The organism is uncultured Winogradskyella sp. (assembly GCF_947498345.1).
Lineage (GTDB): Bacteria > Bacteroidota > Bacteroidia > Flavobacteriales > Flavobacteriaceae > Winogradskyella.
Window position 1 is genome coordinate 310214 of sequence record NZ_CANMJY010000003.1, and the last position, 14338, is coordinate 324551.

The 14338-nt window shown below is 33.0% G+C and carries 14 protein-coding genes and 1 tRNA gene; 9 read left to right on the forward strand and 6 right to left on the reverse strand.

The features are described 5' to 3' along the window. Nucleotides 1-89: 89 nt before the first annotated feature. Genes folP through Q0912_RS06365 form a run of 5 tightly spaced genes read left to right on the forward strand, consistent with a single transcriptional unit; the run spans nt 90 to nt 3971 of the window. Nucleotides 90-917: a dihydropteroate synthase gene (gene folP, locus Q0912_RS06345; protein WP_299113145.1), complete on the forward strand. Its 828-nt coding sequence runs from the start codon at nt 90-92 to the stop codon at nt 915-917. Beyond that, nucleotides 918-1580: a hypothetical protein gene (locus tag Q0912_RS06350; protein WP_299113147.1), complete on the forward strand. Its 663-nt coding sequence runs from the start codon at nt 918-920 to the stop codon at nt 1578-1580. 28 nt (nt 1581-1608) lie between these two features. After that, a complete protein-coding gene (gene cdaA / locus Q0912_RS06355) occupies nt 1609-2391 on the forward strand; it encodes a diadenylate cyclase CdaA (protein ID WP_299113148.1) in 783 nt (260 codons plus the stop codon). 2 nt (nt 2392-2393) lie between these two features. After that, nucleotides 2394-3176, forward strand: coding sequence for a DUF3667 domain-containing protein (locus Q0912_RS06360; RefSeq protein WP_299113150.1), 783 nt, complete (start codon nt 2394-2396; stop codon nt 3174-3176). 3 nt (nt 3177-3179) lie between these two features. Then, the gene (locus tag Q0912_RS06365; RefSeq protein ID WP_299113152.1) at nt 3180-3971 is read left to right on the forward strand and encodes a DUF3667 domain-containing protein; all 792 of its coding nucleotides are present in this window, start codon (nt 3180-3182) and stop codon (nt 3969-3971) included. Here the strand turns inward: Q0912_RS06365 and Q0912_RS06370 are convergent. Beyond that, nucleotides 3968-5737, reverse strand: coding sequence for an ABC transporter ATP-binding protein (locus Q0912_RS06370; protein ID WP_299113154.1), 1770 nt, complete (start codon nt 5735-5737; stop codon nt 3968-3970). The two genes, Q0912_RS06365 and Q0912_RS06370, sit on opposite strands and share 4 nt — an antisense overlap. Before the next feature lies 1 nt (nt 5738). Then, nucleotides 5739-6488 (reverse strand): tRNA pseudouridine(38-40) synthase TruA, encoded by a 750-nt coding sequence (gene truA, locus Q0912_RS06375; protein ID WP_299113157.1) that lies wholly within the window; start codon nt 6486-6488, stop codon nt 5739-5741. 92 nt (nt 6489-6580) lie between these two features. On the opposite strand from truA, the gene Q0912_RS06380 reads away from it, so the two are divergent. Beyond that, nucleotides 6581-7075 (forward strand): metallophosphoesterase family protein, encoded by a 495-nt coding sequence (locus tag Q0912_RS06380; protein ID WP_299113159.1) that lies wholly within the window; start codon nt 6581-6583, stop codon nt 7073-7075. Between the two features lie 63 nt (nt 7076-7138). Here the strand turns inward: Q0912_RS06380 and Q0912_RS06385 are convergent, their stop codons facing one another. Next, nucleotides 7139-7549 (reverse strand): DUF4293 domain-containing protein, encoded by a 411-nt coding sequence (locus Q0912_RS06385; RefSeq protein WP_299113161.1) that lies wholly within the window; start codon nt 7547-7549, stop codon nt 7139-7141. A gap of 215 nt (nt 7550-7764) precedes the next feature. Here Q0912_RS06385 and rho point away from each other — a divergent pair, with 215 nt between their 5' ends. Then, complete coding sequence (gene rho, locus Q0912_RS06390; protein WP_299113163.1) at nt 7765-9405, forward strand: transcription termination factor Rho; 1641 nt, start codon at nt 7765-7767, stop codon at nt 9403-9405. Between the two features lie 147 nt (nt 9406-9552). Here rho and rpsT read toward each other — a convergent pair whose 3' ends face one another. The 3 genes from rpsT to proS all read right to left on the reverse strand — a co-directional run bounded on the left by rpsT (nt 9553) and on the right by proS (nt 11488). Then, a complete protein-coding gene (gene rpsT, locus Q0912_RS06395; RefSeq protein ID WP_299113166.1) occupies nt 9553-9804 on the reverse strand; it encodes a 30S ribosomal protein S20 in 252 nt (83 codons plus the stop codon). A 23-nt stretch (nt 9805-9827) separates the two neighbouring features. Further along, nucleotides 9828-9899: transfer RNA gene (locus Q0912_RS06400), tRNA-Glu, on the reverse strand. Between the two features lie 110 nt (nt 9900-10009). Next, the gene (gene proS / locus Q0912_RS06405; protein ID WP_299113168.1) at nt 10010-11488 is read right to left on the reverse strand and encodes a proline--tRNA ligase; all 1479 of its coding nucleotides are present in this window, start codon (nt 11486-11488) and stop codon (nt 10010-10012) included. A gap of 100 nt (nt 11489-11588) precedes the next feature. Between proS and Q0912_RS06410 the strand changes: the two genes are divergently transcribed. Both Q0912_RS06410 and Q0912_RS06415 read left to right on the forward strand, forming a co-directional pair. Further along, on the forward strand, nt 11589-12620 hold the full coding sequence (locus tag Q0912_RS06410; protein ID WP_299113169.1) for a hypothetical protein: 1032 nt from the start codon (nt 11589-11591) through the stop codon (nt 12618-12620). Between the two features lie 33 nt (nt 12621-12653). Next, nucleotides 12654-14183 carry an outer membrane protein transport protein gene (locus Q0912_RS06415; protein ID WP_299113171.1) on the forward strand — a complete coding sequence of 510 codons (1530 nt, stop codon included), beginning with the start codon at nt 12654-12656 and terminating at the stop codon, nt 14181-14183. Nucleotides 14184-14338 lie beyond the last annotated feature (155 nt).

Below are 14338 nucleotides of genomic sequence, written 5' to 3' on the forward strand. Positions count from 1 at the left end.
GAATGAATTTTGCGTAAATTTCGCATAAATAAGTTAGAAGTTCAAAGTTTGAGGTTTAAAGTTTTAACCAACCTCTTTTAATAAGTTTTATGACTATAAATTGCAAAGGAAAACTCATTGATATATCCACTCCCAAAGTTATGGGAATTCTTAATGTTACGCCTGATTCTTTCTATGATGGAGGATTATATAAAGATAAATCTGCGATAGTAAAACAAATAGAAACTATGCGCAATGAAGGTGCTACTTTTATTGATATTGGTGGATACAGTTCGCGACCTGGTGCTGATTTTGTTTCTGAAGAAGAAGAGTTAAATCGTGTTCTGCCTGTAATTGAATTGGTTTTAGACCAATTTCCAGACACATTAATCTCTATTGATACGTTTAGAAGTTGTGTTGCGCAAAAAAGTATTGAAGCTGGTGCTGCTCTAATTAATGATATTTCTGCAGGTTATCTTGATGAGAATATGATCGCAGTGGTAGCACAATTAGGAGTACCTTACATTATGATGCACATGAAAGGTACTCCTAAAACCATGCAACAGCAAACCGATTATGAAGATTTAGTTAAAGACATCAACCTTTACTTCGCAGAACGGATAGCAGAAGCACACGCAAAAAATATCAACGATATTATTATAGACCCTGGTTTTGGCTTTGCTAAAACCTTAGAACAAAACTATGAGCTGTTAAATAAGCTAGAGCTATTACAGTTTGCAAACAAACCCATTTTAGCAGGAGTCTCCAGAAAATCTATGATTTATAAAGCGCTAGACACCTCTTCAGACTATGCCTTAAATGGCACCACAGCCTTACATATGGTTGCACTACAAAAAGGGGCTAAAATTCTGCGTGTACACGACGTTAAAGAAGCTATGGAATGTATAACCTTGTATAATCAATTAACCACTAGTTAAATGCGTCGGTATTTTTATCTATTAATAATTCTATTAATCTCAAGTTGTAATAACGAACGTGTTGTACAATTACCCGAAATTGAAAAAGCAGAAATCACTGAAGCCTTAGATGTTTCACCTATATATATATTTTATGATGAAACACAACCCGATTCTACACTATTTAACCGTAAAAATCTTATCGGAACTACCAATTGGTTAGTCAATGTGGATAAGCGTTTAACATTACAACAGGTCATTCCTCATATTCAATATTTACAGAAAAAACGCAAAAAAGCCTCTATGCATAAAAATGAAAATGCTAAAAACTATTTTACTTGTAATGATACGAGTATTGGTAGTTTGGGCTTTGTTGAGTTTACTGATGTGAACTTTATAACTGATGAAAGTGCAACTTTAAACTCAAAAGAATTATTCTGCCATGTTATTATTTTTGATTTATCTACAATACATCTTACTACAACAACTAATATAATGTACCAAACAAAAATTGACAGTTTAACCTCAGTTATTTCAAGAATCATTGAAAAAAATGAAGATGAAACTGAATTCTTATTAGGTTTCAATAATACACTTACCTTTCAAGATTATATTGATTTAAAAACTACAGTTAAGGCTTTTGAAAAAAGTATCTCAAAAAATGAATTCATTTTTCATCCTTAATTTGTTAAATTAGCAAAAAGACTAACCTTTGGAAAACTTGCAACTTTGGGATTTTAGATTTATAGATTTCGTAGACGTTTTCCTCGTTGCTATTCTATTATATTACATATACAAACTTGTAAAAGGTACGGTTGCTGTTAATATTTTTATCGGTATACTTATTGTTTACTTTGCGTGGCGCTTAACCGATTACCTAAAGATGCAAATGCTTTATAGCATTTTTGATGGCTTTATGAAGGTTGGTATTATTGCACTTATCGTAGTTTTTCAACCAGAAATTCGAAAATTCTTATTGCTTGTTGGTTCTACAAATATTGGAGGTAAAAAAGGGATTTTTAAAAACTTTAAGTTCCTTAAAAATGACGACCAGACTACAACAGATGTTGATGCCATCATTAATGCGTGTAATAAAATGGGTGCCACTAATACTGGTGCACTTATTGTTATTGAGCGTAATAATAATCTCGATTTTTTAACAAACACGGGTGACGAAATGAACATTTTAGTTTCTCAACCTATTATAGAAAGTATCTTTTTTAAAAATAGTCCGTTGCATGATGGTGCCATTATAATTGATAACAATGTGGTAAAAGCAACACGAGTTATTCTGCCTGTAAATAACGAAAAGAATATTCCTGAACGTTTTGGACTAAGGCATAGAGCTGCGGTAGGTATCACAGAAAAAACAGATGCCTTGGCTATTGCAGTGAGTGAAGAAACCGGGCAAATTTCATATTTTAAAAATGGTGAATTTGTTATGTTTAAAGACACTGACGATCTTACAAAAAAGATTAAAGAAGACCTAGCGTAATAATGAATTGTAGAAACTGTAATAAAACTCTAAATAATACTCAAAACTATTGCGATGAGTGTGGAGCCAAAATTATTCAAAACCGATTGACCCCAAAAGTACTTGCAAATCAAGTAAATGAACAATTTATTTCTATTGATAATAAATTTCTACAAACATTTATTGACCTCTTTAAAAAACCAGAAGCTGTAATAGATGGCTATGTTAAGGGTACTCGCAAAAAATACATTGATGCCCTGCAATATTTTGCAATTTCATTAACTTTTGCTGCTGTACAAGTCTTTTTAATGACGACTTTTTTTAAAGAAGCATTAGAATTTGATTCAGAGTTTTTTAATAAAATTGCTAATGCACCAGGTAATGAAAATAACCCTTTTTTAAACTCCGATTTTGAAAGTACAAGTAAATATCAAGGTCTCATCTATATATTTACACTTCCTTTTTCTGCATTCTCTACTTGGCTCGCTTATTATATTGTTGGAGATAAGAGATATAACTTTACCGAACACCTTGTATTGAATATATATTTTTCTGCTCAGACCATTATTATTATTGCTATTATAAGTATTGTATTTTTACTTTTTGACATTAACTATATTCTAGCGTCGTTTATTCTTACACCACCTATGTTTTTCTATTTGGCTTTTGTTCTGCACCGCGTATTTAAAGATCGATTCTGGGATAGCTTTGCTAAATTTATATTAACTATGGTGATTTATGTAGCAACTTTTAGTGGTGTTGGAATTTTAGCTGCAGTAGTTGGGCTTATCATAGGATTATCATAATATATGAACTGTAAAAATTGTCATACAGAACTACAAGAAAAAGATGATTACTGCAAAAGTTGCGGTGGTAAAGTAATTAGAAGACGTTTAAGTTTTAAGAATCTTTTTGAGCATCTCAGCGAAACCTTCTTTAACTACGACAATAAACTTCTCAGAACTTTTGTTCAACTCTTTAAAAACCCTGAAGATGTAATTGTTGGCTACATTAATGGTGTAAGAAAAAAATATATTAATCCGATTAGCTTTTTTGGATTATCGCTGACTTTGTCGGGAATTTCAATATTTATAATAAAGAAATTCTACATGCAATATTTAGATTTTTCCACCTTATTTGAAGGTGTAGAAGCCAGTCAAGATATATTTAATGCAACATCTGGTGGAGCTTTAGAATACAACTCTTTGTTCTATGCGTTTTTAGTACCCATACTGGCTCTAATATCCTGGGTTACCTTTCTAGATAAAAAATATAATTTTACGGAGCATATCATAATTTATTTATACTCCATGTCTTTGCTGAGTATTTTATTGGTATTCGCAGCACAGATTGCCCTTTTAATTATACCAAAATATTATCTTCTATTCAGTTTGTGTGTATGGCCGCTTATGTTTTTATACCACTGTTATATACTTAAAAAGATATTTAAATTATCAATAGCAAACTTGATATTAAAAGCTTTTATTTCTCTAATACTATTCTTTGTAGCTTATATAATTGTATCTGTGACATTATTTGTTATTATGGTTGTAACTGGTGTAGTAGACCTTCAAGATTTTGTTCCAAAAAAATCACCTTAGACGGCTTCAGCTTTTAAGAATTGTACCTCATACAGATTTTTATAATAACCATCTTTCTTTTTAAGCAATGATTTGTGGGTACCCATTTCTACTATTTGCCCTGCATCCATTACTATGATCTTATCGGCTTGCTGAATCGTTGCCAAACGATGCGCAATGACTATCGATGTTCTTCCTTTTGTTATTGTATCTGTTGCATCTTGTATCAACTGTTCTGAATAAGAATCTACCGAAGACGTCGCTTCATCTAATATTAAAATACTAGGATTAGTAACATATGCTCTCAAAAATGATATTAACTGACGCTGACCTGAAGACAACATCACACCGCGCTCTTTAACATCATACTGATAACCGCCTGGAAGCGTAGAAATAAAGTCATGTATACCAATAGCTTTAGCAGCAGTTACAACATCTTCTTCAGTTATATATTCATTGTTCATTGCAATATTATTAAGAATAGTATCTGCAAATAGAAATACGTCTTGTAGTACCACCGCTATTTGATTACGTAAAGAACTTAGCGTCATATCCTTTACATCTGTACCATCTATACGAATCGTGCCAGAATCTATCTCATAAAAGCGATTTAATAGATTGATTATTGTAGATTTACCAGCACCTGTGGCACCGACAATGGCTACAGTTTCACCAGCTTCAACATTAAAAGAAACTCCTTTTAAAACTTCTTCACCCTTAATATAAGAGAAGCGTACATTCTCAAACGCAATCTTCCCTTTAAAATGACTTGCTTCAATAGTACCTATATCATCAATATTAGATTCTGTATCCAATACCTTAAATACTCTATCTGCTGCCACCATACCCATTTGTAAAGTGTTGAATTTATTTGCTATTTGATTTAGAGGTCTAAATAACATAGGTATATACATTGTGAATGAAATCAAATGTCCCATTGTTGTCCCTGAATTTTCAGAAATTACATCAAAACCACCAACCAGTATAACTAATGCTAGAGTTAAAGATGATACAAATTCTGCAATTGGAAAGAAAATAGAATTATACCAAACCGTTTTTAGCCATCCTTTTTTATGACGATTATTTATCGCTTTAAACTTTCTATACTCAGTAGTTTCGCGTGTAAATAATTGTAGTATTTTCATACCTGTTACACGTTCTTGAACAAATGAGTTTAAGTTAGAAACTTCTGTACGTACATCTTCAAAAGCACGTTTCATGTACTTCTGAAAAATCTTAGTAGCGATAATTATAATTGGCATGGTAACAAAAACAATCAAACTTAATTTTAAGTTTATAAATGCCATAAACACAGCTACAACTAACATCTTTAAGACGTCACTAAATATCATAAAAAGCCCTTGACCAAAGATATCAGCAATACGCTCCATATCTGTAACCGCTCTGGTAATAAGTACTCCAACAGATGATTTATCAAAATAAGTCATCTTAAATTTCAGAATATGCTTAAATAATTTTACGCGAATATCTTTAACCACTGATTGTCCTAGCCAACTTGCATAATAGATAAACAGCAACTGAGAAATGACTTCAAAAATTAACATAGCCAGCATGATAGCCACATAAAATACAAAACCATTGTAATCTCTATTAGCTATTTTAATATCAATAGCTTCTTTTAAAACATAAGGTCTTAATGCACCAAAAACTGCAAGTCCAATCACACAAACCAACGAAATAGCAAAAATATTACGATAAGGTTTTATGTACTCTAACAAACGTTTAAAGAGTGATACATCAAATATTTTCTTTTGTTCTTCTGCCATATTATCTATTTAGCCTTATAGCATTAGGGTAAACAATGTCTACCAAATATAATCCATGAGCAGGAACCGAAAAACCTGCCCTACTTCTATCTTTTGAAGTTATAATATTGTGTAAATCCTTTGGTTTTAACTTTCCTAATCCAATGTTTACCATAGTACCAACAATAGCCCTTACCATGTTACGCAAAAAGCGATTGGCAGTAATAGTAAATTTCAAATGATTAGATTCCTGAGTCCAATAGGCTTCTTTTATTTCACAATTATACGTTTTTACATCTGTATTACTTTTAGAAAAGCATTGAAAATCTTTATACTCAAATAAGATATTACAAGCCTCATTCATTGCATCAACATTTAAAGGTAATAGTACCTGGTAAGCTAAATCATAATCAAACACATTTTTTGAAGTTGAAATTTTGTAATGATAGGTTCTACTTGTAGCACTAAATCGAGCATGACCTTCAGTTTGTACTTCAAAAATATCTAGAATAGCAATATCTTTAGGTAGGTAAGAATTTAGCTTATATACTAAATCCTTTGATTTAAAAGTGCCTTCAAAATCAAAATGTGCAAACATTTGCTTTGCATGAACACCAGCATCAGTTCTACCTGCTCCTACTATAGATATATTGGTTTTCAAAATTGTACTTAAGGCTTTTTCTAACACTTCTTGTACAGAAATAGCATTAGGTTGATTTTGCCAACCATGGTAGGCTTTACCATTGTATAAAAACTCAATGAAAAATCGCAATAGAAATCTTACTTTTGTGAAAGCACAAAGATAGCTTTATTCCTGCTAAGGCTATAATAGCTTTAACAAAACATTTAACTTAGGTTATATCATTGAGAAAGATTCTCCTTTTATCAGACACGCACGGCCATATTGATGGCGCTATACTTAAACATGTTAAGTTGGCTGATGAAGTATGGCATGCAGGTGATATAGGTGATTTAAAAGTTACGGATAGCATCAAAAAATTGAAGCCTTTAAAAGCTGTATATGGCAATATTGACGATGCTAAAGCAAGGGCTGAATTTCCACTTCATAATAGATTTACATGCGAAGATGTAAACGTTTGGATAACACATATCGGTGGCTATCCCCCAAAATATAATAGCCGTGTTAGAGATGAGCTAAAATTGAACCCTCCAGACCTGTTTATATCTGGTCATTCACATATACTCAAAGTAATGCCAGACAAAAAGCTAAATCTTATTCACATGAATCCTGGTGCAGTAGGTAAACATGGTTTTCATAAAAAAAGAACAATGCTTCGGTTTAAAATAGATAGCAAGCAAATAAAAGACTTAGAAATTATAGAGTTTGAAAGACGGTAAAAAATGAAAAACCCAGACGGCAGCATCTGGGTTTTTCGCACTAATACTACTAAGATTTTAGGTTCATCGTAATCGATCTACAGATTTTACAAGATCTTCATCCTTTTTTATAGCCTTGTTAGCCAAGACTAAACACACAATAGAAAAAATAGGAAGAAGAATCCCAATACCTTTCTCAGAAACGTTAGTTTCTCCAGATAAATTTAGAGATTGAGTTACAAAGATTCCTAGTAAAATAAAGTTTAATATTATATTAAGTCGTCCCATTACAAACTGAGACTTTCGGTTTTTAAAACTAAAAATTGAAATTAAAGATAATAACGCTGAGCCCAAAAACAAACCTAAATACACATAATTGTCTAAAGCAAATACTTTAGCACCTTCAGTATTGGTCCATAAATGAAACACAAAAATCAGCCCTGCAGATATACCTGTAGCTAAAAATAAATAAAGTGTTTGTATGCGTTGTATCATTCTTTTATTAAAAAAGCAATGCAAAATTAGTAGTTTATTTTTTAAAAAGATAGAAATTATTTTAAAATAAAGTTGTATACTTGCAGTAGAAACTGTAACACACTGAGTTGCATATTTCTAATCTTCCAAATTAATTTCACTTTTTTTCTTTTTATTTCATTTAGAAAATCTTGAATTAATAATATCAAAATTATAATACATTATACAACATACGAATGTTTGAAATTTCACAGTTAAAAGCTAAAAAGCTTCCCGAGTTGCAGGAACTAGCTAAACAACTCAAAGTACCTAAGTACCGCTCAATGAAAAAACTAGATTTGGTTTACCAAATTTTAGATTACCAAGCTGCAAATCCTGATGCTGTAAAAGCTACGAAAGATGCTGATAGTAATCCTGAACCTAAACAAAATAAACCTAGGCAAAATAGAGCTAGAGTACAGAAAAATACTCAAGATAATAAAGACCAAAAATCTTTAGAGTTCTCTGAGAAAAAGGAAGAGTCTAAACCTCAAACTCAAGAACAAAAACCTAATAACGAAAAGTCTAATAGCGATAGACAACATAAAAAACAAGACCATAAATCTAACGATCGTAAAGACGATAATCGACGTTCTAACAACAATCAGAACAACGACAAAAGACAAAATCAAAATCGCTCTAAAGACAATAATAATCGTAATAATTCAAAGAACAATGGTAATAAGGACAATAGAAACCGTTACCGTGAACCAGATTTTGAATTTGATGCCATTATTGAAAGTGAAGGTGTTTTAGACATTATGCAAGATGGTTATGGATTCTTAAGATCATCAGATTATAATTATCTAACGTCACCCGATGATATTTATGTATCACAGTCTCAAATTAGATTATTCGGTTTAAAAACAGGAGATACAGTGTTAGGACATGTAAGACCACCTAAAGAAGGTGAAAAATATTTCCCGCTTATCAAGGTAAGTAAAATCAATGGTCAGAATCCTAATGTGGTAAGAGACCGTGTAGCATTTGAGCATTTAACACCATTATTCCCGAAAGAGAAATTTAATATTGCCGAAAGACAGACTACAATTTCTACACGCATTATGGACTTATTTGCTCCTATTGGTAAAGGGCAACGTGGTATGATTGTATCTCAACCCAAAACAGGTAAAACGATGCTACTTAAGGATGTTGCAAATGCTATTGCAGCAAACCATCCAGAAGTATATCAGATGATTCTTTTAATTGATGAACGTCCTGAAGAGGTAACTGATATGCAAAGAAATGTTCGCGGAGAAGTCATTGCGTCAACTTTTGATAAAGAAGCACACGAGCATGTTAAGATTGCTAATATTGTTTTAGAAAAAGCAAAACGTTTAGTAGAATGTGGTCATGATGTTGTAATTCTATTAGATTCCATTACACGATTGGCAAGAGCCTACAATACAGTACAACCTGCATCGGGAAAAATTCTTTCTGGTGGTGTCGATGCTAATGCATTACATAAACCAAAACGTTTCTTCGGTGCAGCCCGTAATATTGAAAATGGAGGTTCTTTAACAATCATTGCAACTGCACTTACTGAGACGGGTTCTAAAATGGATGAAGTTATCTTTGAGGAGTTTAAAGGTACAGGTAATATGGAACTACAGTTAGATCGCAAGATTTCTAACCGTCGTATTTTCCCAGCTATCGATTTAACATCATCGAGCACAAGACGTGACGATTTATTGTTAGACGACAATACCATTCAAAGAATGTGGGTAATGCGCAAATATCTAGCTGATATGAATCCTGTTGAAGCCATGGAATTTATTAATGACCGTTTTAAACAGACAAGAAATAATGAAGAGTTCTTAATTTCTATGAATGGATAATAATTTTTCTGTTTTAATAATAATAAATAAAAAACCTTGGGCAGTTAAACCCAAGGTTTTTTATGCATTAATATTTTTAAAAACAAAAAAGTCTTTTCATTTGAAAAGACTTTTGAATATTTCTTAATTAGCTTTCGCTATGACTCATTATAACGCAGCTACATGCTTAGTCAATTGTGACTTTAAATTACCTGCTTTGTTAGCATGAATCACATTTTTCTTAGCTAGTTTATCAATCATACTAATAACTGAAGGTAACATCTTTTGTGCCTCTTTAGAATTAGTAACCTCACGTAATTTCTTAATAGCATTACGCGTAGTCTTATGCTGATATCTGTTAAGCAAACGTTTCTTTTCGTTACTTCTAATTCTTTTTAAAGCTGACTTATGATTTGCCATTTTATTTTTCTTATTAAAAATTGTAGCCCGTAGGGGAATCGAACCCCTCTTACCAGGATGAAAACCTGGCGTCCTAGCCGATAGACGAACGGGCCATTTTGGTTATTTTACTAATTAAATGAACCTACAATGTTTCCATTGCGGATGCAAAAATACAACTATTTTTAAATGTTGCAACTACTAGCATATTTTTTTTGCAAAATTTTTAATAAGCTTTGGCAAAAAGTACACGTTGACCTGATGGATTACCTGTAAAAACACATTTTCCTTCTTCTTTTTTATTGTTTAAAGGAATACATCTTATAGTAGCTTTTGTTAACTCCTTAATCTTTTGTTCCGTCTCTGAAGTACCATCCCAATGTGCTGAAATAAAACCAGTTTTAGTTTCTAAAACTTTTTTGAACTCATCAAAATCATTGACTTCAGTAATATGGGCATTTCTAAAAGTTAGTGCTTTACTATACAAACTCTCTTGGATTTCCTCAAGTAAATCCTCTACAACAACATTAATTCGATCTAAAATCACAGTTTCTTTAGTAAAGGTATCACGCCTTGCTAATTCAACTGTATTATCTTCAAGATCCTTCGGACCAATCGCTATTCTTAATGGTACACCTTGCAACTCATGTTGAGCGAATTTTGCACCTGGACGTAGCGTATCTCTTTTATCAAACTTTACAGAAATATTCCTTTGTTTGAGATCGCTTATGATTTCATCTGCAACTTGCTTTATAGCTTCAAATTGTTCCTCATTTTTATATATAGGAACAATCACAACTTGATAAGGTGCCAAATTAGGAGGTAATACTAGTCCTTTGTCATCACTATGTGTCATGATTAAAGCACCCATTAAACGAGTAGAAACCCCCCATGATGTAGCCCAAACATAATCTTGCTTTCCTTCTTTATTAGTATACTTTACATCAAATGCTTTAGCAAAATTCTGCCCTAAAAAGTGAGATGTCCCAGCTTGTAATGCTTTACCATCTTGCATTAATGCCTCAATACACATAGTTTCTTCAGCACCAGCAAAGCGTTCACTCTCGGTTTTCAAACCTTGAATCACAGGAATTGCCATAAAATTTTCAGCAAACTCAGCATAAACATTATTGATTAACTTAGTTTCTTTCCAAGCTTCATCTTTGGTAGCATGAGCTGTATGTCCTTCCTGCCATAAGAACTCTGCTGTACGAAGAAATAATCGCGTTCGCATTTCCCATCGCACCACATTAGCCCATTGGTTTACTAAAATCGGTAAATCTCTATACGATTGTATCCAACCTTTATAAGTATTCCATATAATGGCTTCACTTGTAGGTCTAACCACTAGTTCCTCTTCTAATTTTGCCTCAGGATCTACCCGAAGTTTACCTTCATTATCAGGATCTGTTTGTAATCTGTAATGTGTAACTACAGCACATTCTTTTGCAAATCCTTCAGCGTTCTTTTCTTCGGCTTCAAATAAACTTTTAGGTACAAACAAAGGAAAATAAGCATTTTGATGACCGGTTTCTTTAAACATTCTATCTAATTCTGCTTGCATTTTCTCCCAAATAGCATAACCATAAGGCTTAATTACCATACAGCCTCTAACTGCAGAGTTCTCTGCTAAATCAGCTTTGACAACTAACTCGTTATACCATTTTGAATAATCTTCAGTTCTACTAGTAAGATTTTTACTCATTTTCAGTGTTTTGGCACAAATATTGTGACTATGTTAAATAAAAAAATAGTTCAGCAAAACTAACTATTTTTGCTATGTTCAACAATAAAATATAAGAGATATGCAATTTAAAACCATTACTAAGCACAAATTGCCATTTTTTGTTGCGTTCGGTTTACTAACCGTGTTAACTTCATGTGGTTCTTTTCAATATGCAGGATATGATAACGATGGAATCTATACAACAGAAAGTCAAGATACCGAAGTTGAACAACCAGTAGTTACAATTTCTACTGATAACTCTAATTATTATCAAAATTACTTTGCGGAAAATTCAGCACAGCTTAACGCTGTAACTGAAGAGAGCGAAATTTTTACAGATATAGACTCTTATGAAGGCAACTATTTAGAGCGATCCCAAGACACTTTAGAGCAAAGACCTATATATGGTGGTTGGGGACAAAGTAATGAAAATATCACCATTAATATTATAGATAACAGTTGGGGCTGGAATAACTGGGGTTGGGCACAACCTTGGGGCTGGGGTTGGAACAACTGGGGCTGGAATGCTGGCTGGGGCTGGGGTCTTGGATGGAACAACTGGGGCTGGAATGCTGGTTGGGGCTGGGGTGCCGGCTGGGGCTGGGGTCCTGGATGGAATAACTGGGGTTGGGGACAACCTTGGGGCTGGGGTTGGAACAATTGGGGCTGGAACAGATACAGAAACCATAGACTCGCATTCAATGGAGGTAGACGAAGCTCCCTACTTTATAATAATAATTTAAGCAGAAGAAATAGAAGTTCATCCGCTTTATCAAGACGAAACTATTCTACAAGTAGACTATCTAGAGCTGCAACAACAAGAAACACAAGAAGTACCAGAGTTAGATCGGGTTCTACTAATACAAGAAATAGCAGAGTGACTAGACCAGTTAGATCTGTAAGAAGTGCGTCGCCATCAAGATCAAATTCTAGAATAAACAGATCATCAAGAACATCTAGACCTTCAAACTCGGTTAGATCATCTAGAAGTAGTCGTTCATCTGGGGTTAGATCTAGTAGAAGTTCTTCATCGAGATCTTCTGGCTCTATGAGATCTTCAAGAAGCTCTTCAAGGTCTTCTTCTGGTGGAGGAAGACGTGGTAGAGGATAATTATTAAATTCTAATATTTTAAAAAAATTACTTATGAAAAAGTTACTTATGTTTTCCATAGGCCTAATTAGTACATCCTATATTTTAGCACAAGATATAAATGATGCTGTAAGGTATTCCATGGATGAAATTAAAGGAACAGCACGTTTTAGAGCCATGAGTGGAGCATTCGGTGCCTTAGGTGGTGATATGTCTGGGGTTAATATTAACCCTGCTGGTTCTGCAATATTTAATAACAGTCATGCTTCTGTCTCCTTGGGAGTTATAAATAAAAATAATGATGTTAGTTATTTTAATGGTATAAATTCAGCATCGAATTCTGAATTTGATTTAAATCAACTTGGCGCAGCATTTGTATTTATAAATTCAAATCCAAATTCTCCATGGAAAAAATTTACACTTAGCGCAGCCTATGATAACACAGCAAACCATGATAATGAATGGGTCGCAAGTGGAGTAAATACAACCTCATTAGATAACTATTTCCTTTCTTTCACCAATAATCTTGAAATACCTTTTGGAATTTTAAAATTACAGCCAGGTGAATTTATTGAAGAAGCCTATGCTGATATAGGCTCTATTCCTGTTGATGGTTATTCTATTCAACAGGCGTTTTTAGGGTATTGGTCTGGCATAATTGACCCTATAAATTTAGATAATGAAACTAACGATGATGAAACTAACTACGTTTCTAATGTAGCTTCAGGGAATTTTAACCAAAACTATTTATATTCTGAAACAGGTTATAATGGTAAACTTGCATTTAATTTTGCTGCAGATTATGATGATAGATTCTTCTTCGGAATAAATTTAAATGCACATTTTATAGATTACGAAAAATTTACAAGACTAAACGAAACGAACTCAAATGATGGGTCAGTTGTTAATAATTTAAGGTTTGAAAATTTATTAGCGACAACTGGCAGTGGTTTTTCATTCCAGTTGGGTACAATTGTTAAATTAACACCAGAGTTGAGAGCAGGTGTATCTTATAACTCCCCTACATGGTATAGAATAAATGAAGAATTAGTTCAAGGCATAAATTCTAATAATGCTGACCCTGAAATTAATTTCATCAGTGATGTAATCAATATTTTTCCTGAATATAAACTAAGAACTCCTGGTAAAATCACAGGAAGTTTAGCTTATATCTTTGGTAAACAAGGCTTACTGAGTTTTGACTATTCCGTTAAGGATTATAGCTCAACAAAGTTTAGACCTACATCAGACCCAAGCTTTTCTGTATTGAATAATGAAATTAGCAATTCGTTAGATTCTGCTGTTTCATATAGATTTGGAGGTGAATATCGTTATAAAGAATTTAGTTTTAGAGGTGGATATCGCTTTGAGGAAAGCCCATATAAGGATGATAGTCGTTTTGGGGATTTAACAGGTTATTCATTAGGCCTTGGTTACACTTTTGGAGATTTTAATTTAGATTTAGCTTTCAGTCAAGCAGAAAGAGATGTTAATCAACAATTATACAATGTTGGATTAACAGATGCTGCCTTAGTGCAAACAAAATTTACTGATGTAATACTATCATTAGGCTTTAGAATCTAAAAAACCATCAACTCATAAAAATTAAAGACCTTGCAATAACAAGGGCTTTAATTTTTTTATAGGATTAAACTCGACTAACGTTTCAAGGTAAAATGGGCTTTAAACTCTTTTCTTTGTCCTGATGTTGGTTCGTCGTACTCAACCAGGAACCAATA

What these genes read in the sequence shown, in the direction of transcription:
- Q0912_RS06350 (WP_299113147.1), top strand. Translation starts at nt 918, where the DNA reads ATGCGTCGGTATTTTTATCTATTAATAATTCTATTAATCTCAAGTTGT.
- Q0912_RS06385 (WP_299113161.1), bottom strand. Translation starts at nt 7,549, where the DNA reads ATGATACAACGCATACAAACACTTTATTTATTTTTAGCTACAGGTATA.
- Q0912_RS06365 (WP_299113152.1), top strand. Translation starts at nt 3,180, where the DNA reads ATGAACTGTAAAAATTGTCATACAGAACTACAAGAAAAAGATGATTAC.
- rpsT (WP_299113166.1), bottom strand. Translation starts at nt 9,804, where the DNA reads ATGGCAAATCATAAGTCAGCTTTAAAAAGAATTAGAAGTAACGAAAAG.
- folP (WP_299113145.1), top strand. Translation starts at nt 90, where the DNA reads ATGACTATAAATTGCAAAGGAAAACTCATTGATATATCCACTCCCAAA.
- Q0912_RS06415 (WP_299113171.1), top strand. Translation starts at nt 12,654, where the DNA reads ATGAAAAAGTTACTTATGTTTTCCATAGGCCTAATTAGTACATCCTAT.
- Q0912_RS06410 (WP_299113169.1), top strand. Translation starts at nt 11,589, where the DNA reads ATGCAATTTAAAACCATTACTAAGCACAAATTGCCATTTTTTGTTGCG.
- Q0912_RS06370 (WP_299113154.1), bottom strand. Translation starts at nt 5,737, where the DNA reads ATGGCAGAAGAACAAAAGAAAATATTTGATGTATCACTCTTTAAACGT.
- rho (WP_299113163.1), top strand. Translation starts at nt 7,765, where the DNA reads ATGTTTGAAATTTCACAGTTAAAAGCTAAAAAGCTTCCCGAGTTGCAG.
- Q0912_RS06360 (WP_299113150.1), top strand. Translation starts at nt 2,394, where the DNA reads ATGAATTGTAGAAACTGTAATAAAACTCTAAATAATACTCAAAACTAT.
- proS (WP_299113168.1), bottom strand. Translation starts at nt 11,488, where the DNA reads ATGAGTAAAAATCTTACTAGTAGAACTGAAGATTATTCAAAATGGTAT.